Source organism: Calothrix sp. PCC 7507, from assembly GCF_000316575.1.
GTDB lineage: Bacteria > Cyanobacteriota > Cyanobacteriia > Cyanobacteriales > Nostocaceae > Fortiea.
Map to the genome: position 1 here is coordinate 1,263,030 of NC_019682.1, position 19,341 is coordinate 1,282,370.

Genomic DNA, 19,341 nt, shown 5'->3' on the forward strand with positions numbered 1-19,341 from the left:
CACGTATATAGTAGGGTGGGCATTGCCCACCCTACTGTAGAGACGGCGATTTATCGCGTCTCCTTTATCGGTACAGCCCAACTGAGGCGAGTAATCTTTTGGTGCAAAGCTAAATCAGCTTCAGAACCAAGCGAGACGCTCACACTACAGTCCCTCATTTCAACCCTGACAGACTACTAGGCTACAAACGCAAATCGCTGTATTTCGGATTATGCCTTAGATATTATTGTGTAAACAATACCTTTGGCTGTTGACAATTTCATGCTGATGGACGATTGACGCGGATTAACTTTCCTTTTAAGCTTTTTGCTGTAGCGATCGCCTCATGAATGCGTGTTGCCAAACTTTCAAAATCTGACCCTTCTGTGCAGACAATAATACCAGCATGGTCTGCTTGTAATCGGTGCAATCGCATAAAATCACGGCGATTGCGCGTCAAAACTGCTCGCTCATTACTCAAAGCAAAAGCTAACACATTTTCATCAGGAATTCTCAAATTTGCATTTCCTGCATCCCTCGCTGTTAATACATCGTGACCAAAAGTGCGTAGAAATTCTACAACGGGTAATGGGAAGTTTTCATCTGTATAGAGCCGTGCCAATTTTCAATATTCCAGATTTTCTAGCATTATTTCCTCATTTTCTCGGATTGCTTGTTCAATTTCTTCTGGGTTTGCGTCTGCATAAGCCCAAGCATTTACTAAATCAGCTGCCGTCAGATGTGGAAATGCTTCTAAAATCTGAGCATCACTCATCCCCAGACGACGGTCATTTAGCAGCGACCAAACTGGAAGGCGAGTTTTAGCAATACAAGCATCGCCACCACACACACCAGGAGTTTTGGTAATTCCTAATGAACCTTTGCTTAAGGTTTTAGTTAATATTTGTATGGCTTCTGCTTTTTCAGTGGGATTTAATGCATGAAGTTGTGCTTCTAGTTCTTGGAGTGTCATAGTTAATATTAGCTTTACTATAAAATTAACAGTATTGTAGGTTGGGTTAAGGGACGAAACCCAACATTTTGCGGAATTTGTTGGGTTTCGCATTGCCTCAACCCAACCTACTCATAATGCACTATTTTCACCTTGCCACACTACTACGTATCTACAATCAACTACAAGATGCTATGACCTTCATACGACTGGTTCACCCGATTGGGGGTATGCGGTTTTAGCAGATGGAATATACCCTGAATATATTGATGTGTTTAATCGGGTTGGTGATGATTCTCACAGCAGAAAAATTACCATAGTGGCTATTATAAGCTTTAAAGATATATTCAATTGCTTGTGTGTTAAAGGGTTTAAAGAGTGGATGAAACTGTTAAGTCACTGCATACACCAGATTGTCAACAAGAGGCTATTACTCTGCTATCGAAAATTGCTGCAAATTTACCGGGGATGATTTTTCAATTTCTCCAGCGGCAAGATGGTTCTCCGTTTCTCGTTAATGTTAGTTCAGGTTGTCGAGAACTGTATGAATTAGAACCAGAAGCGATTCGGGCAGATTTTCAGGTGCTGCATCGACTGATTCATCCCCAGGATATAGATGCTTTCGCCGCCTCTGTGGCAGTTGCTGTTGCCAGTTTATCACCTTGGCGTTGGGAAGGTCGCATTATTACACCCAGCGGTAAACTCAAGTGGATTCAAGGTGTTTCCCAATTAGAACGACAAGCCAATGGTGACTTGCTTTGGGAGGGTTTGGTAATGGATATTACAGACCGCAAACAAATAGAAGCACAATTACGAACAAGTGAGATGCGCTACAAAGCAATTTTGGATGCTATCCCCGATTTAATGTTTCGGATTAACCGCGATGGTCAATATCTCGATTTGAAAGATGATGGTACAAATGTTGTGCTTTCAAAAGAAGAGATCATTGGTAAAAATTTGCGGGATTTATTGCCTAGTGATGTGGCTGTAATTGGTCAAGAGGCGATCGCTAAAACTTTGAGTTCTCATGATTTGCAAATTTGTGAATATCAACTGCCATCGCCGTTAGGATTGCGAGATTATGAGGCGCGGTTGGTAGTTAGTGGCCCAGACGAAGTCCTAGCCATTGTCCGAGATATTACAGAACGCAAACAAGCAGAAGCTAGTCTAAAAAGACTAGCGCAAAAGTTTTCTAAAGCTTTTCGTTGCAGTCCCAATGCTATTACTATCAGTACTCTCAATGAAGGACGCTATGTAGAAGTTAACGATAGTTTTGTCAGACTCTCAGGTTATCAGCGAGACGAAGCAGTTGGTCGTACCGCTTTTGAGTTAGATATGTGGGTACAGCGGCGCGATCGCCTGAAATTATTAGAGGAGTTGCAAACGCAGGGATTTGTCCGCAACTTAGAGGTGGAATTCCGCACTAAGTCTGGTGTGATCATGACAGCATTGCTATCAGCAGAGGTAGTTGATTTAGATGGTGTCTCCTGCATCCTGGCAATCACTAATGATATTACAGAACGCAAGCAGGTAGAAGCACAATTACGCCTCTCGGCACAGCGCGATCGCTTGTTGACACAAACTTTAGCACGAATTCGGTCATCGCTCAATTTAGACCAAATTCTCCAAACTACTGTCTCGGAAGTCCGGCAATTTCTGCAAGCAGACCGGGTGTTTATTGGTTTAAATGATGCTAAAGGCGGCGGTAAAGCCGTCGCTGAATCGGTAAATCCAAATTATCCATCAATCTTAGGTTGGACAAATGATGATAAAACTTATCTCCAAGAATTGAAACGTTTATTAACTAGCGATCGCGTGCGTTTAGTCGAAGATGTCAGTCAAATTCCCGTCTCTCCCAAATTGCAAGCACACTATCAACAATTCCACACACGGGCTACCTTGGCTGTGCCAATTATGCTTGGTGATGAATTATTTGGGGCGTTGGTTGCTAATCAATGTTCTGGCCCCCGTCATTGGCAAACCATCGAGATTGATTTGCTACAGCAGATGTCAGAACAATTAGCGATCGCTATTCAACAAAGCTTTATTTACCAAGAACTCGCCGAACTCAACACAAATTTAGAACAGCAAGTAGAAGAACGCACTGCCCAACTACAACAAAAAATGCAGGAACTTGGAGAACTGCAACGAGTAAAAGATGTAGTGTTACACACTGTAGCCCATGATTTGCGAACCGCAGTCATGGGTAATTTAATGGTACTCAAAAATTTGCTTAACAGTGGAGGAGAGGGAGCCGGAAGCATGGAGCAGAGACAATCTCCTTTGCACCCCGCTCCCTGCTCCCCTGCCTCTTCATCCCCAATTCCTGTTTCCCGTTCCATTATTGAACGGATGATGCAAGGGAATGACCGCCAATTGGGGATGATTGACTCACTGATGGAAATGCATTGTTGCGAAGGTAAGGGAATTGTCCTGCGGCGTGAGCTTGTCTCTTTGAGTACATTGCTAAAGTCTGCGCTTCAGGACTTACAGCCAATACTCAACCAAAATCAAGCAACGCTAAAGAACCTGATACCACAGCATTTACCTTTAGTGCTAGCTGATTCAGGGAAAATACATAGACTTTTAGTAAATTTATTTACACATAGATTGCAACACAATCCGCCAGGATTGAATTTTACTCTCAAAGCCACAGTTGCAGACGAAATGATCCGCATTCAGATTCGAGATGACGGTGTAGCTATGAGCAAACTAGAATGCGATCGCCTATTCAATCTACATATACCCGATCCCCAAGGCCCTTGTTTAACAGGCGTTGCTTTAAAAATGTATCTTGGCCGGCAAATTATTCAAGCACACGGCGGTGAAATCGGCGTTATTAGCCACCGCCAGCGTGGGTTAACGTTCTGGTTCACCTTACCATTATAAGATTTGTGAAAAAATAGTATACCTTAACAGCCGTACAGTTACTCAGTCATCAGTCATCAGTCTGTTCCCAATGCCCCATGCCCAATTCCCAATTCCCAATTTCCCAGAAAAATTTAATAATAGATAAATGGGTAGCTTATTAAAAACATTACAAATGTGGTGGAAAAAGGCAACTAGGGGGGTAATCACAAATAATCACCAGGACAAGGAGTGGCTGGCTAATAGACAGCGCTTTTTGTGGCAGAGGTTACATCTATGGTTATGGCTGGCGTTGGTGTGCTTGTTAAGCTTTACCCTGCGAGACATTTATGACTTATTTTTCCCTCTGAGAGAGTTGCAAAACCTGCCAGAGTCGCTCAGAATTCATGGGCTATTCATCAATCTTGCCATGCTTGTGAGCTTACTTGTTTACTTTGCGTTGCGTAAAACTAACTTTGGTCATCGTTATCCAGGACTGTTATTTTTAGGTTCATCTTGGTCAGTGGGTTTAGCATCGCAGTTGTTCGCCACCCTCAAAGGTTTTGCACTACCCGATACATTAGGTTGGTCGTTGCTGTTTTTTAGCCAAGCTACATTTATCCCAGTTTGCTGGCGATTGCATCTGATCTCTCAGGTGGGTGTACTGATTTACTATTTTGGGGTTAACACAGCACTGGGTCTACAAGCACCAATACCCGAACATCCAGAAATATATAACGTGACATTTATTTTGTATGTTTTTTGGCTATGTGCTATCTGTGACATTGGTGTTTACTTGTACGATCGCCTACAACGTTCTGAGTTTTATGCTCGCAGAGAGCTTGAATCTGCCTACCATAAGCTAGAAGCTACAGAAGCTAAATATCGTAGTATCTTTGAAAACGCGGTCGAAGGCATATTTCAAAGCAGTACTGATGGGCGCTATATTACAGCCAATCCCGCATTAGCAAATATTTACGGATACTCATTTCCGGAGGAAGTTACAGCCAACTTCACTGATATTGAACGTCAATTGTATGTTGACCCCAAGCGTCGTGCAGAGTTTGTGCGCTTGATTGAACAGGATGGTAGAGTCTCAGAGTTTGAATCGCAAATTTATCGCCGAGATGGAAGCATTGTTTGGATTTCCGAGAAAGCCTATGCAGTCCGAGACGAACAGGGAAAACTACTTTATTACGAAGGCTTGATTGAAGATATCACACAACGCAAACAAGCCCAAGAAGCGCTAAGAGTATTTTTCCATGCAGTTTCCCATGATTTACGTAACCCAGTGCTGGGAACTTTAATGGTGCTGAAGAATTTGCTCAAAGATGACGGACTAGAAGAACGCAGGGGGCAGGGGGCAGGGAGCAGGGAGCAGGGAGACTCCCCCTTGCACCCTGCTCCCCGCACCCCTGCCTCTTTACCCCCAATCACTGTTTCCCGTGCGATTTTAGAGCGAATGGCGCAAAGTAGCGATCGCCAACTCAAATTAATTAACTCGTTGATGGAAGCCCATGTCAGTGAGGTACAGGGCGTTGTCCTACAGTGTCAACCGTTACAATTGCATACGGTGGTGGGAGATGCGATCGCAGATTTAGAGCCAATGCTGGTAGAAAATCAAGCGACGCTCACAAATTTAGTTAACGCAGATTTACCTCTAGTGAATGCCGACCCCACTCAATTATGGCGGGTATTCTCGAATTTAATTGTCAATGCGATCAAACATAATCCTCCAGGGTTGCGATTAACAATTAACGCAATTTTTGAAGCAGATAATATATATTGCACAGTTAGTGATAACGGCGTAGGTATCAGTCAACAACAAAGTGAACACTTATTTGACCTTTATTTCCGCTCTAGTAATAATCGCAATTCTATCAGTTTGGGATTGGGTTTGTATCTCTGCAAAAAAATCATTAACGCCCACGGTGGCGAAATTGGCGTCAATAGTGCCTTGAAAGCAGGAGCCACATTCTGGTTTACATTACCCATCAGTTAAAACTGTTAACTGTTAACAGCCGCATCTAACATCTGTATTGTCCCCGCGTTGGCGTTAATTTCTACTTCCGCACCCACAGGAACCGTAAATTTATCTTTGATATGACCAATCATTGAACCATACCAAGCCGGAATTCCTAAGGGAATTATATGCTCTTGTAATACTTGCATGAGAGTAAAATTTGGTTCATCTCCAGATGCACAATTAGTACATTGTCCAAATATAAAGCCAGCAATTTGATTTAGTATTCCCGCATTTTTTAACTGTGTCAGCATCCTATCTACACGGTAAACATCTTCACTAATTTCTTCCACAAATAGGATGCTTTTATTCCATGAAGGTAGATAAGGTGAACCCACCATTGCTGATAGTACTGATAAGTTCCCACCCACCAATTTACCTCTAGCTTTTCCCGGCGCTATTAACTCTACTTGCACATCTCCAATGTTGAGATTTTGCATTGTTACTGCTTCTCCATTGAATAGGATGCGCTGGAGATAATCCGTTGTCAATTGATTCCAGGTAGAGGTCGCCACTGGGCCATGAAAAGTAATCAATCGACTGCGAGCATTGATTGCTAATAATAAAGAAGTAATATCACTGTACCCCATGAGAATTTTGGGATGGGAGCGGATGCTGGTATAGTCCAGTAAGGGTAAAATTCGGTTACAACCCCAGCCACCGCGCATGGCGATAATTGCGTTGACAGCGCGATCGCTAAACATGGCATTGAGATCCTCAGCACGGTCAACATCTTTACCCGCCAAATAGCCATAACGATCTAAAATATGCGCCCCTAACTTGACTTTTAAGCCTAAACCTGATACGGAGCGCTGGGCTGCTGCGATATCTTCATCGTCAACGATACCTGCAGGCGCAATCAATCCGACGGTATCGCCGATGCGTAAACGGGGTGGCTTGATGATAGTGTTTGGTGATAGCTTACTTTGAGCGGTTAGTGTTGGCATTTGCACGGCTAAGATAGATAGTCCCAGACTAGTGAGGAATTGGCGGCGATTGATGAGCATGATGGCGATTGGGAGATAAAGTGAAAGGTGCAGGATTGTTGGCAGGTATCTATGGCGCGTAAACGCTTGATTATTGAGATGGGGATGGGAATTGATCAGCATGGACAAGAACCAACCGTAGCAGCGGCTAGAGCGGTACGTAATGCGATCGCTCACAATGCTTTACCCGGTGTTTGGGAAGTCGCTGGCTTAAATGACCCCAACGACATGATTGTAGAAGTCCAGGTAGCAGTACCCTACCCAGAACAAGTACAAGCAGAGGAAGTACTAGCTGTACTGCCTTTTGGCCGCAAAACCCTGACTGTAGAATCTGGCGGGATGGTGGTTCAAGGACGCGCCATTCCCTCCCTCAATGATAAAAATGACGAAATGTTGATAGCTATTGCGGCAGTGACTGTTTTGATTGAGACTGAATAACTGTGGCATTAATCGCAACATTAATAAACAAAATGACACTTCTCCAAGCACAACATTGGGAAAAATTATTTGGTGACCTGACACTAGAGAAGAAATCTCTGTATGGTGTCTGGACTGTCTATTCTCCAGCACAAGAAATTATCAAATCTTCTCAAGGTATCAGGACTTTGCAGGCTAATGCAGATAAAACAGTGATTACGCACACAAATCAATTTCCATCTGCTGACAGAACTACCCTAGAAAAGCAATGGCAAATTGCAAAAGCCACTTGTAATTTACCTGATGGATTATTGCATCCAGCCGACCCATCAAAAAGAGCATTTGCCCTTTTCAATTATGGTGCTACTGCTTGGGTTCCCCAAAAACTGGAATTGGGACGCGGTTTTTCGGTGGAATTATTTTTAAAATCCCCGGATGGCAATACTAGTATAGGTAGTATCTATGCGGAAAATGGAGATTTAGAGAAAATATTATATCTGCGGGAATCTTTAAGTAGCTTTCCTGATATATTACCACTGGGTACAGAAGTTACAACTTTGCCAGGAAATTGGATTGGTTCACAAGTATCTATAACTCCTGATTTAAAAATAACAGATGCCGAAGTAATAACGGAGTTTGTGTTAGATCCGACTTTGGGAAAAAACAAGTCTTTCTTCTTACCTGATAGCGTTGTAGTAAATATTCCTGACAGGGTGAAGCTGGGAGATGCATTTGACATAGTAGCTGGGAAGCTAGTTGCGGAAAATGAGTATAAACGCCTCACAGCTAAATATAATCATGCTGGTGATTTTGTGTTATTGATTTCTGAAGTCTTTAATTTGACAGATGAGGCAAAAGCAAATACAAATTGAAAACTTTGAGCGTTCTGATACTCGTTAATCATCCTAAATAAGGAAACTGATGCAATGTCAAGTGTCGCCATTGAAACAGTAGTCGCCGCCTATTTTGCCAATATAGCAGCCATGAATCCCGAAGGATGGGTAGAGAACTTTGCAGAAGATGCTGTGAGTTACGATCCAGTAGGCGAACCACCTACAAAAGTTCATGAAGGATTTCGTCAGTTTATTGGGCAGTTACAAGCAGTTTTTGCAAAACTAGAACCAACAATTGAACACATCTTCGTTGCTGGACAAGCAGCCGCTGTCAAGTGGACAATGTTAGGATTTAGCAAGAGTGGCAAATCAGTCAGCTTTGAGGGCATTACAATTTTCGAGATTAACGCAGAGGGTAAAATTCAAACTATTCGGGCTTACTGGAATCCGGCGACAATGGTAGCTCAGTTGCGCTCTTAAAACTTTTCTGTACGCTAAACTAGATTCATTGGGATAAAAATCTCTGGCAGTAAGTTCAATGATGATCAATCTTCACCACTGCAGTGACAATGTCTCAAGAGCATAATGAATCACTCCAAATTCAGCAAATCACCGGACTCCAACCAAAACACTTTGCTGACTTAATTAGAGCCGCACAATTGATTTTCGACCCCACAGCAGGACTCTCTGGAAGGCATTTAATAGTTGACTGGCGAGAGTTTGGTATTCCCCTTGATGTTTCAGAAAATCTCAAATCACTTGGTCAGCAGTATCAATATGCATCTCCCCATATACCGATTGAAATCGTTTGGAGTTACTTGACTCCAGAAACTCGCATTTGGTTCATTGAACACAAAGATGAGTTATGGCGTTTGGAGGAAGCTTTCCCAGCCCTTGACGAAGACTAGTACGAAAATGCTGTACCCCTACGGGGAAGCAAGCTACGCGAAGCGTCTCAGAAGGAGAAGTATGAAGTATGAAGTATGAAATAAAGAAACCTGTACAGTAGGGTTTTCAAGGTTTTGTAATGCGTGGTTTATTTGCGCTGTGCTGTACTAGGCTGTAATTGACCAAGCGAGAAAATTTTCTCGCTTGGTTCAGTTGTATGGCACATCCACTCTATGGGATCTTAAAAATATATCCGTGGCAGAATGTGGCTGAGTTTCACCCCCTAATAGTCATTATCAGCCACACAAATTCCTTTACATTTAATACCGTTCGTCGCTGTGCGCTGACAATGAGGACATAGAACTTTTTCGGTTTCTGTTTCTTGATTGATATTTATATTAGTGCTTGCAGTAAAAAAGTCTGGTTCGGTTTGGATTTGTACAGTCATAAATGTAACAGTGCGTGCATAATGATACTGTTTCCTTTACACAGGGTAACATCTTGACTAAGGTGGAAGCAGGGGTGTCGGTAAAAGAGGTGATATCGACATCAATGCAGTAACCTTGACCTTTAATTGATGTTATTGTTAAGTTTTATTCAAACTTTTTTTATTTGTTTAGATAGTTTGAATTTAGCCCTTGGGTGTCCTGTGCGATCGCATTCGCTTGCGTACATAATTAAACTAATTAAAAAAAGTTCCTTTCGATGAATCAAAGCTTAAGTGTTTCTCCCGTCTTGGAGAAACCCACTACCATAAATCCATCTGTTCCCAAGAAACCGCTATTTATCAAGCAAGTAATTGTTCTTGTGCTGGAAATGCTTCTGGCATTACCCCTCGGTTTAACTTTGTTAAAGTTCCACTTTGGTGGCATTGCCTGGATATTTGGGGGTATTGCCTCTGGTACTGTTATTTTACAAGCGTGTCGTGTTTTTTATCAGTATTCTCCCAAACCAAACCGCACTGCTAGAAAGGTGGGTATGGGGCTTGTAGGCTTGACTGTCGGTGCTTCCAGTGCCCAAGCGGATCTAGCTAGTGCTGCTTCTGGCGTTCCCATTTTTGTCTTACTCACGTTTTTTTTACTACTGTGTGGTGGCTTTATTGGTTATATTTATTCCCGCCTCAGTAAAATCAACCTATTGACGGCAATGCTAGCTACAGTTCCCGGTGGTGTGGGCGTGATGGCAGCTATTGCTGCTGATTATGGCAGAAACGTCACCCTAGTGGCTTTAGTTCAAGCGTTGCGTGTCACAACCGTAGTTCTGTTAATTCCTTTTATCGCCAGATCATCTGTTGGTAGCTTCTGGAATCCGCAAATACTGCCTGTTAAAAGTAGTTTATTTAGTTTAGATCCATCACAACTAGGATTACTGTGTTTGGTACTGTTATTTACCGGATTAATAGTCTATCTTTCTATAATATTCAAAATTCCTGCAGGCGATTTTTTTGGGGCATTGTTGATTGGATTCACTATTAATCATTTCTTAGATTGGCTACCCTTTGTTGGGAATATTCACTTCAGTCCACCGCCATTGATTAACTTAATAGGTCAAATGTTGTTGGGAATTACCATTGGTGAGTATTGGGGAGAAAAACCTAGTTTCAGCAAACGAACTGTAGCCTATGCTTTCATGTCTGTAGGGATGACTGTAATTACTGGTGCGATCGCTGCTTTGTTGGCTATGCATTTCACCACTTGGGACTGGTTGACTTGTCTGTTAGTCACAGCACCAGGAGGATCAGCAGAAATGATCCTCGTCTCCTTGGCGTTGAATCATAATGTAGAAATTGTCACGACGGGTCATTTAATCCGACTGATTGCGATTAATAGTTCTCTCCCAATTTGGGTATTTTTATTTCGCCGTCTTGATAGTCAACTTTCAAAACCTGCTTAAGAAAGGTTATTCTCCCCCAATCTTCCTCACCTCCCCCACTCTCCATTTAAGTATACGCTTTCTTTATTTAGTTAATCAGGAGACACAAGATGCTTACCCAAATTCAAGAATTGGATGCTGAACAATGGGTGAAAACTCGTTCTTCCCTCGATCCCACCCAATCCATATTCCTGATCTGGACAGGTAAAATTTATACATTTATCCCCGGCGAGAAGCGAAAACTCCTATTTAAGATAGTGGGGGTGAGTGTTAGTAGATGTCTTCCCACTGAAGCAGGTAGCTGGGACTTTACGTCTAGGGAATTGACTTATTACCTCAATCCGCAGACAGATGAGATTTTACGGAAATGGGAAAATCCCTGGACTGGGGAGACTGTACCAGTAATTCATGTTGCGAATAATCCTGTGCAGGGTAATTTCCAGGGCAAATTTCCAGCACAAGTAGAAGAAGACAGCACAACCTTTGTTTTTGATATATTTCCTACTTACCCTAATCCATTAGCAGCAGATCCAAAGTTTGCCGAATACAGCCCATTTGCAATTTATCAGGCTTCAGAGCTATTTAAACTCACTGTTCCCACCGCAGATTTATGGAACTCAGAACTGTCAGCAGTTTCGCAACTCAGGCTAAGTTGGGATCGAATTGGTCAGTGGCTTCCCTGGATGAAAATGGGCGATCGCCCTGGCTATCTGATCTATAGTGCTTCAGGAAAAAAGGTTGGTAGTTTTACAGAGTTACCCCAACTGCTACAACAGGAAATTAATACTCGTGTTCCTTTATATAAAAATGCTCCCAAATCATTTTTTGATGGCGAAGATATGACCTCTTGGCTATATTTTCAAAAGCATTTTGATGCTTATTTAGCTGGCGAAATTTTCCCAATTCCATCGGCTGAGGAATTGTAACCAGAAAATATACATAGGACTCATATTTGATTTTTGAACAAAGTTCAATATTTGTAGTAGGGTGGGCAATGCCCACCAAAACCCATATCTGTTAGGAATTACCTACACTGTTGAAGATATTTCTCAAATCATTTAGGATTTTTATATAGGACTAGTATTTGATTTTTGAAAAAACTCCTTACAACTCACAAAGCCTTATTACCATTTTCGCTAATAACATCTTATTAAAAAATAATATCTAAAGTAAAAAATCTAGTTTATTTGTCCATAAATAAAATTTTAAACCTTTTTAATCTCTTTTTCATCTTTTGTTAAGTTTTCCTTAACCATAAAGAATGTAGTTTATTGGAGGCTGTGATTGCAGCAGGGAACTATTCCTTAAATACGAGGTAATATGACTTTTTCGACCACCATTTGGAATCGTGTAGTTACTACTTCAGTAGTGACTGCTGCTGTTGCACTTAGTCCTATTTTTACAGCAACTGCTCAAGCTGAAACTATAAATGGCGCAGGAGCAACTTTTCCCGCTCCATTGTATGAGCGATATGCTCGTGAAATCAAGAAGAAGTTTCCCGACTTAAAAGTCAATTATCAAGCAATTGGTAGCGGTGGCGGTATTCGTCAAACCATTGCGGGAACTGTTGACTTTGGTGCTAGTGATGCAGCAATGAAAGATGATGAAATTGCTAAAGTCAAGAATGGAGTAATTCTAGTACCGACTGCAGGTGGTGCTGTTTCTGTTGTTTATAATCTCCCAGGTGTTAACAGTCTCAAATTGTCCCGCAGTACATTACCTGATATCTTTTCAGGTAAAATCACCAACTGGAGTGATGCGAAAATCAAAGCTGATAACCCTGGTGTAAATCTACCAAATCAGCCAATTAAGTTTGTTGTTCGCGCTGATGGTAGCGGTACAACTTTCATTTTTACTAATCACTTGAGTGCTATTAATGGCTACTTCAAAGGCAGAATTGGCGCTAATACAGCCCCTAGTTGGACTTTGCCAAATGTCCTCAAAGGTAAAGGTAATCCAGGCGTAGCATCTTTAGTTTCTCGCACTCCCGGTTCGATTGGTTATGTAGAGTATGCTTACGCTGTAGCCAATAAGCTGAATTCAGCACAAATCCAAAATAAGAAAGGGGAATTTGTTGCTCCTTCTTTAGAATCTGCAAACGCAGCTTTAGCAACTGTCAAGTTTCCAGACAACTACCGCGTTTTTGTAGGAGAACCGTCACAGGGTTATCCTATTGTTGGTCTAACTTGGCTACTAGTTTACAAGCAGTATGCTAATGCTTCCAAAGCTGATGCTGTGAAAAAATGGGTGAATTGGGTGCTCAAAGATGGTCAACAATATAACGATGACCTTAACTACACCAAGATTCCATCTGATGTAGCAAATCGCGTGCTACAAACAGTGAATAGCTCCGTCAAGTAATTTATCATCTTGCTCCTTCATCTTGCCTGTAGGGTGGGCAGAATAGCCCACCCTACTCGTATCAAAAATCAAAAAAATGTATTTTTTAAATTTAGAATGACAAACTCATTTGAACCAGCTGACAACAATTCATCACGTGAATCAGAGTTAAGTGATGAAAATTTTAACTTGACAGCTACTGGTGACAAAATTTTTTGGTTAGACCAAGGATTCACATGGCTAGTATATGCTTTTGCCGCGATTAGTGTGGCGGTGCTATTCTTGATGAGTTTGGTCATTTTCCATGAAGCACAACCAGCGATCGCTAAGTTTGGAGTGGGATTTTTATGGAGCAAAGATTGGGATACAGGTAATCAGCTTTTTGGAGCATTACCTTATATTTATGGCACGTTGGTAAGTAGTGCGATCGCGATTATTTTAACTATACCAGTGGGCGTAGCGATCGCTCTAGTCACCAGTGAAAATTTCTTACCACCATCGGTAAGATCATTTTTAGCATTTGTGGTTGAGTTAATTGCGGCAATTCCCAGTGTTATTATTGGTCTGTGGGCTATTTTTGTCTTTATTCCCATTCTAGAACCACTACAAAAGTGGTTAGCCAGTACCTTCGGATGGATACCCTTATTTAGCACAACAGACCCTTCAGGGACGAATATGTTAACAGCTGGAATTATTCTAGCTATTATGATTTTGCCCACAATGGCAGCAATTGCTCGTGATGTTTTGCTAGTCATACCTAAGGAATTACGTAGCGCATCTATGGCGTTAGGTAGTACTCGTTGGGAAACCATTTTTCGCGTGTTGTTACCAGCAGGATTTTCTGGAATTGTCAGTGCAGCTATGCTGGCTCTAGGACGAGCTTTGGGTGAAACAATGGCTGTAACTATGGTAATTGGTAACTCTGCTCAAATTAGTGCATCTCTACTTGATCCGGCTTATACAATTCCCTCTATATTAGCCAATGAATTTGCCGAAGCTGAACCCGGCTTGCACATTGGGGCTTTAAGTTATTTGGGCTTAATTTTGTTCGCCTTAACTCTAATTGTCAACATTGGTGCTGTCCTATTGGTAGAGTGGGTTGGCAAGAAAAATAAATAGGTTTTCTAACTTCCATATATGACAATTAGCAGAATTTTTGCTCATCAAAACTTGTAGAATAAATGATACCAATTAAAAAATCATTGTGACAAATGGAATTATATAACCGAGCCTCAGAATGGGATTCTCAATCTAAAATCTAAAATGGTATGAGTAGTTATCAACAATCAGAAATAGATGATTCTCTAGCAGCGGAATTGTGCAGTCCTCTCCCACCCGCACGACTGTTGTTTAGTTATGGGATGAATGCGATCGCCTTTATTTTTACAGGTTTAGCGCTAATTCCTTTATTATCAATTTTGTGGGAGATTCTGGTACGCGGTACATCTGGACTCAAACCCGAGATGTTTGTCAATGCAGTTATTGATAATGGCTTTGGCAACGCCATTTTAGGTACTATTACAGTAGTATTAATTGGTTCATTATTAAGTCTACCTACAGGCATATTCACAGGCATATTTTTAGCAGAGTTTGGTAAAAGCAAAACCGCTAATTTTGTCCGTTTTATCACTACTATCCTCACTGGTGTTCCTTCAATTGTTGTCGGGATGTTCGCCTATGGTTTGATAGTTTTTGTCACCAAAGGATTTAGTGCAGTAGCTGGTGGTTTTGCTTTAGCAGTCATCATGCTACCGATTGTGACACTAACCACAGAAGAAGCTTTAAAACTTATTCCCACCGCTCAACGTCTCGCCTCAGCCGCATTAGGTGGAACTCGTTTCCAAACTACATTTCGTGTTGTGGTGACAGCAGCAATTCCTGGTATTACTACAGGTGTTTTATTAGCCGTCGCCCGCGCTGCTGGTGAGACAGCACCCCTAGTTTTTACGGCTTTGTTTAGTTTAGATTGGTCGGCAGGATTATTAAGTCCAACGGCCTCTTTGCCAGTATTGATTTTTAATCTTTACAACGACCCTAGCCCAGAAAAAAACCAATTAGTTTGGACTACTTCTATAGTCCTACTAGGCTTAGTTTTGTGCGTCAGTCTTTTGTCTCGTATAGTTACTAGCAAGAAAAGCAGCTAGAAATCCATCAGGTTACTAATTTTTGTTTCACAACTCTGGTAAGTATGAGTAAATTAATTCCAGCCATCCAAGTCAAAAACCTGAGCTTTTTCTATAGTCCAAAAAGCACTAAACCGGCGATTGAAGGGGTGTCAATGGATATTTACAAGAATCAAGTAACCGCAATTATTGGCCCTAGTGGTTGTGGTAAATCTACCTTCATTAAAACCCTCAATCGAATTAGCGAGTTGGAAGGAGATGTCAAAATTAACAAAGAAGGACGCGTAGAATTTTTTGGTCAAAATATCTATGACACTCGCATCAATATCAATCGGCTACGTCGTCAAATTGGGATGGTATTTCAAAAGCCGAATCCTTTTCCGATGAGCATTTATGAAAATGTTGCTTATGGTGTGAAAATAGCCAAGAATCTTCCTAAAGCCGAATTAGATGAAATTGTTGAATCTGCTCTCAAAGGTGCTGCTCTTTGGGATGAAGTGAAAGATAAGCTACATCAATCAGCTTTAGGGCTGTCTGGCGGACAACAACAACGACTTTGCATCGCCCGTGCTTTAGCAGTCAAGCCGAAAGTTCTCCTCATGGATGAACCTTGTTCCGCGCTTGACCCCATCGCGACGATGAAAGTGGAAGAATTGATCCATAGTTTACGCTCTGAGTTGACAATTGCGATCGTCACTCACAATATGCAGCAAGCCACACGCGTCTCAGATTTTACAGCTTTCTTCAGCACTGATGAGAGTCGCATTGGGCAAATGGTAGAATTTGGTGTCACAAATCAAATTTTCAGTAGCCCCCTCGATAACCGCACTCGGGACTACGTTTCCGGACGTTTTGGTTAAGGTTTAGCCTCGTGTGACTTGCTGGACTTTTTCAACCAAGCTAGCATCCAACTGACATCTTCCCGCCCCGACAGCACAGGAGGATGTCATTTTTTATTGATGAATTTTCTGTGATGGCGATCGCAAATTTTTGATTAGGTTACTTTTCTATATACTATCAAGCAAATAAGCACATATATACAACACTGCTGGGAAAGTCAACGGACTCAACAGGGTGCTAAAAAGGATGAAGTTTTAACTAAAACTTAATATATACAGCCTGTTTCTGCAAAAATACTGTACAGGTGACTCATCTGAAGCCAGATCAGGCTTTAGATATAGCCTTTCGGTAGTTTCGCCTGATACTTCTATGGGAATCTACAGGCTGAGGGCTATAAACATTGTTATATTTTCGACATTTGTGCAAACGGATGAGATAATCAGATTAAAATTTCAGTTTGTAAACATTATTGTTAATATTTCCAGACATTTAATCGTCCAAATAGTAACTATAACACTTTCATGAGATTAATGCTAGAAATTCACAACAGTGCTGTTGTTTGATTTTTAAATAATCAAACTTTAGTTGTTTCACTAAAAATATGCCTAACTCAATGCTTATTCTCGACAAACAGCCATATACTACATACAAAAATCTATTCTGATACTCAACAACAAACACATGTTTTTCGTATAAACCTACAGTAACATTATTACTTTCTCATATTTTATAGCCATGATTGAGTCTAAGAATTTTACAAGTCTGAATAAATTAGTTCCAGTCATAAAAGTTAAAAACCTTAACTTTTCTTATGACACCCAAAAGATACTTGAAGGGATATCAATAGATATTTTCCAGGATAAAGTAACTGCAATTATCGGACCTAGTGGTTGTGGAAAATCCACTTTTTTAAAATCTCTCAATCGCATGATTGAATTAGAAGGAAACGTGCGAGTTGAAGGCAGAGTAGAATTTTTTGGTCAAAATATTTATGAGCGTCGAGTCAATTTAAACCGAGTGCGCCGCCAAATTAGTATGGTGCTTCCCAAGCCAAATCTTTTTCCCATGAGTGTCTACGATAATGTAGCCTATGGGGTGAAAATAGTAGGATGGAGACCGAAAGCAGAGTTAGACGAAATTGTCGAATTTGCGATCAAATCTGCTGATCTATGGGATGAAGTGAAGAATAAGCTACATAAGTCTGCTCTAGAACTTTCTGGTGGACAACAACAGCGACTTTGTATTGCTCGTGCTTTAGCAGTCAAACCGAAAGTTATTTTAATGGATGAGCCTTGTTTCGGTCTTGATCCTGTTGCTAGTATGAAAATTGAAGAATTAATCCAGAGTTTACGCTCTGAATTAACAATTGTCATTGTTAGCCACAACATGCAGCAAGTTACCCGCATATCTGATTTTACAGCTTTCTTTCATAGCCATGAAAATCGGATTGGTCGGCTGGTTGAATTTGGTTCCACACACAAAATCTTCACTAACCCCCTTGATTCTCGCACCCGCGACTATGTTTTAGCGCGTCTTGGTTGAGGGATTTTTGGTTGTGGTTATTAAGAAGACTACCGCTAATTGTGATAGGGGAATTAAAAGTTTAATTAATTCCTTTTAATTCCCTTTGCCCACAATACAAAGCTGTTCACATATTCTGGTGCTACAGCTAATTGCAAAGCGATTACTTTAGGGATTTTCACGGTTATCAAATGCTTGATTACCCTGGTATAACAGGGTTAAAATACCGTCTTTGATGATGGTGCAAGCTAGGATGCCCTACTGTAATGTGTCAGCTATGCAAAATAATGAGGGTTTGCAGACTACCCATAATTCTGCATTAATTAACCAACTCAGTATTTTTATTTGTCAATCTATTATTCCTATCTTGCAACAGCATCCTGAATTAATAGTTGCAAATTACCAACATATTAACTGGAATGAAGATAAATACCAATCTGCACTACTTGCTAGTTTAAATAAAAAAATTGCCAGTCTAGCGGATACTTCGTTAATCTTAGCTAATGTAAAACAATATTTAGGAATTTTTCTAGTTCAGAGCTTTTTTGATTCTCCTGACTTTTATAACATAGAAACACGAATTCTTTCCTTGCTCCATCACTCAACTCTTCCTGAGTTAAATAATCAAGCTAATGCCAACAATTTACAGGAATCTAAAAATAGTAAAAATACTTTTATATCTTCAGCGATAGCTATTTTACTGCTAGATGCAGAAAACTTACAACTCAACACTGAAACAGAAAAGTTTTTAACAACGATTTGCACCTATCCTATCCAAATTAAAATTGCTTTTGCCAATTGGTGCAGCATGGGTAAACTAGATATTGAATTGCACGGGCGTGGTTACGATTTAATTCATGTGCCATCTGGTAGAGACAATGCTGATGGCAAAATGATCACCTTTGGTTCATCAATTCATGAGCGTTACCCAAATGCTAAAGAAGTTTTAGTCTGTTCCTCAGACAAAGTTATGACAAATCTTTGTAATCATCTTCAGCAGAATGGATTAACAGTATATCGGGTTAGCAAGCAAGGAATTAATCTAGTTATATTTAATAGCTATACTGGGAAAAATATAACACAATCTATACAATCATTACCAGAAATATCTTCAATTGAAGAGTTTATTTTAAAATTAAAAAGTTTAATAAAAACAGAACAAAAGCACAATAACACTTATTGGATTAAACTTTATACAATCTCTCAATCTTTTAAAAATAGATATCAATGCACTATCAGTCAAGTTGCTTCTAAACTTCTTCCTGGTAAAAAAGCCAGAGATATTTTTCTTAGTTATCCTACAGAGTTCGTTGTTCATCAAGTTGATGAAGTTTCTGAATTATATATCGCCCTATTTGAAATTAATCCATCTCTACTAGTAGATGCCAATGTTGAAGCCTTACCAATCAGTGTTCAAGAGCCGTTATTATCTATAATTAATTCAAAAGCAGATTTAGAAGAAGTACTAAAAAATCTGATAAAGACTTTAACTATTAAATCTCCTATCAGCTATGTTAACGTTGGCCTTCTGAGCGGTAAATTTAACCAGCAATATGGTACGCCAATTACTCAACAATTGAAATGTTTACAGATAAGTGGTAATTTTCTGAAATTTCTGCAGTCTTGTAGTTCTTTTGAACTCAAGCAAACAACAAAAGGATGGGAGGTGGCTGTGCGTTAAACCCCAGACCACGCATATCGGTATATGATTAATACAGTA

General features: G+C 40.6%; 18 protein-coding genes. 14 read left to right on the forward strand and 4 right to left on the reverse strand.

Going from position 1 to position 19,341, the window contains the following annotated elements:
• Window positions 1-259: 259 nt before the first annotated feature.
• Both CAL7507_RS05675 and CAL7507_RS05680 read right to left on the reverse strand, forming a co-directional pair.
• Window positions 260-601: a DUF5615 family PIN-like protein gene (locus CAL7507_RS05675; protein ID WP_015127488.1), complete on the reverse strand. Its 342-nt coding sequence runs from the start codon at window positions 599-601 to the stop codon at window positions 260-262.
• 3 nt (window positions 602-604) lie between these two features.
• Entirely contained in the window at window positions 605-952 is a 348-nt protein-coding gene (locus CAL7507_RS05680) for a DUF433 domain-containing protein (protein ID WP_015127489.1), read from the reverse strand.
• Between the two features lie 357 nt (window positions 953-1,309).
• On the opposite strand from CAL7507_RS05680, the gene CAL7507_RS05685 reads away from it, so the two are divergent.
• Window positions 1,310-3,820 carry a PAS domain S-box protein gene (locus CAL7507_RS05685; RefSeq protein WP_015127490.1) on the forward strand — a complete coding sequence of 837 codons (2,511 nt, stop codon included), beginning with the start codon at window positions 1,310-1,312 and terminating at the stop codon, window positions 3,818-3,820.
• A gap of 127 nt (window positions 3,821-3,947) precedes the next feature.
• The gene (locus CAL7507_RS05690; protein WP_015127491.1) at window positions 3,948-5,780 is read left to right on the forward strand and encodes an ATP-binding protein; all 1,833 of its coding nucleotides are present in this window, start codon (window positions 3,948-3,950) and stop codon (window positions 5,778-5,780) included.
• A 5-nt stretch (window positions 5,781-5,785) separates the two neighbouring features.
• Here CAL7507_RS05690 and CAL7507_RS05695 read toward each other — a convergent pair whose 3' ends face one another.
• Window positions 5,786-6,808 carry an LD-carboxypeptidase gene (locus CAL7507_RS05695; RefSeq protein ID WP_015127492.1) on the reverse strand — a complete coding sequence of 341 codons (1,023 nt, stop codon included), beginning with the start codon at window positions 6,806-6,808 and terminating at the stop codon, window positions 5,786-5,788.
• Window positions 6,809-6,859: 51 nt separating this feature from the next.
• Here CAL7507_RS05695 and CAL7507_RS05700 point away from each other — a divergent pair, with 51 nt between their 5' ends.
• The 4 genes from CAL7507_RS05700 (at window position 6,860) to CAL7507_RS05715 (ending at window position 8,945) form a co-directional block, all read left to right on the forward strand.
• Window positions 6,860-7,225 carry a Lin0512 family protein gene (locus tag CAL7507_RS05700; protein WP_015127493.1) on the forward strand — a complete coding sequence of 122 codons (366 nt, stop codon included), beginning with the start codon at window positions 6,860-6,862 and terminating at the stop codon, window positions 7,223-7,225.
• A 32-nt stretch (window positions 7,226-7,257) separates the two neighbouring features.
• Window positions 7,258-8,076, forward strand: coding sequence for a DUF3598 family protein (locus tag CAL7507_RS05705; RefSeq protein ID WP_015127494.1), 819 nt, complete (start codon window positions 7,258-7,260; stop codon window positions 8,074-8,076).
• Window positions 8,077-8,130: 54 nt separating this feature from the next.
• A complete protein-coding gene (locus tag CAL7507_RS05710; RefSeq protein ID WP_015127495.1) occupies window positions 8,131-8,517 on the forward strand; it encodes a nuclear transport factor 2 family protein in 387 nt (128 codons plus the stop codon).
• Between the two features lie 89 nt (window positions 8,518-8,606).
• Entirely contained in the window at window positions 8,607-8,945 is a 339-nt protein-coding gene (locus CAL7507_RS05715) for a hypothetical protein (protein ID WP_015127496.1), read from the forward strand.
• Between the two features lie 263 nt (window positions 8,946-9,208).
• On the opposite strand, the gene CAL7507_RS32635 is transcribed toward CAL7507_RS05715, so the two are convergent.
• The gene (locus CAL7507_RS32635) at window positions 9,209-9,373 is read right to left on the reverse strand and encodes a hypothetical protein (RefSeq protein ID WP_015127497.1); all 165 of its coding nucleotides are present in this window, start codon (window positions 9,371-9,373) and stop codon (window positions 9,209-9,211) included.
• A 257-nt stretch (window positions 9,374-9,630) separates the two neighbouring features.
• Between CAL7507_RS32635 and CAL7507_RS05720 the strand changes: the two genes are divergently transcribed.
• From CAL7507_RS05720 to CAL7507_RS05755, 8 genes are all read left to right on the forward strand, one after another.
• Window positions 9,631-10,818, forward strand: a complete 1,188-nt coding sequence (locus tag CAL7507_RS05720; protein ID WP_015127498.1) for an AbrB family transcriptional regulator — start codon at window positions 9,631-9,633, stop codon at window positions 10,816-10,818.
• 89 nt (window positions 10,819-10,907) lie between these two features.
• On the forward strand, window positions 10,908-11,723 hold the full coding sequence (locus CAL7507_RS05725) for a DUF1838 domain-containing protein (RefSeq protein WP_015127499.1): 816 nt from the start codon (window positions 10,908-10,910) through the stop codon (window positions 11,721-11,723).
• Window positions 11,724-12,117: 394 nt separating this feature from the next.
• A complete protein-coding gene (pstS, locus tag CAL7507_RS05730; protein ID WP_015127500.1) occupies window positions 12,118-13,158 on the forward strand; it encodes a phosphate ABC transporter substrate-binding protein PstS in 1,041 nt (346 codons plus the stop codon).
• Between the two features lie 96 nt (window positions 13,159-13,254).
• Window positions 13,255-14,256, forward strand: coding sequence for a phosphate ABC transporter permease subunit PstC (gene pstC, locus CAL7507_RS05735; protein WP_015127501.1), 1,002 nt, complete (start codon window positions 13,255-13,257; stop codon window positions 14,254-14,256).
• 149 nt (window positions 14,257-14,405) lie between these two features.
• A complete protein-coding gene (gene pstA / locus CAL7507_RS05740; protein WP_015127502.1) occupies window positions 14,406-15,281 on the forward strand; it encodes a phosphate ABC transporter permease PstA in 876 nt (291 codons plus the stop codon).
• A gap of 44 nt (window positions 15,282-15,325) precedes the next feature.
• The gene (pstB, locus tag CAL7507_RS05745; RefSeq protein WP_015127503.1) at window positions 15,326-16,120 is read left to right on the forward strand and encodes a phosphate ABC transporter ATP-binding protein PstB; all 795 of its coding nucleotides are present in this window, start codon (window positions 15,326-15,328) and stop codon (window positions 16,118-16,120) included.
• A 742-nt stretch (window positions 16,121-16,862) separates the two neighbouring features.
• Window positions 16,863-17,642, forward strand: a complete 780-nt coding sequence (locus tag CAL7507_RS05750) for a phosphate ABC transporter ATP-binding protein (RefSeq protein WP_042341856.1) — start codon at window positions 16,863-16,865, stop codon at window positions 17,640-17,642.
• A 256-nt stretch (window positions 17,643-17,898) separates the two neighbouring features.
• Entirely contained in the window at window positions 17,899-19,302 is a 1,404-nt protein-coding gene (locus CAL7507_RS05755) for an NYN domain-containing protein (RefSeq protein ID WP_042341858.1), read from the forward strand.
• Window positions 19,303-19,341: the final 39 nt, after the last annotated feature.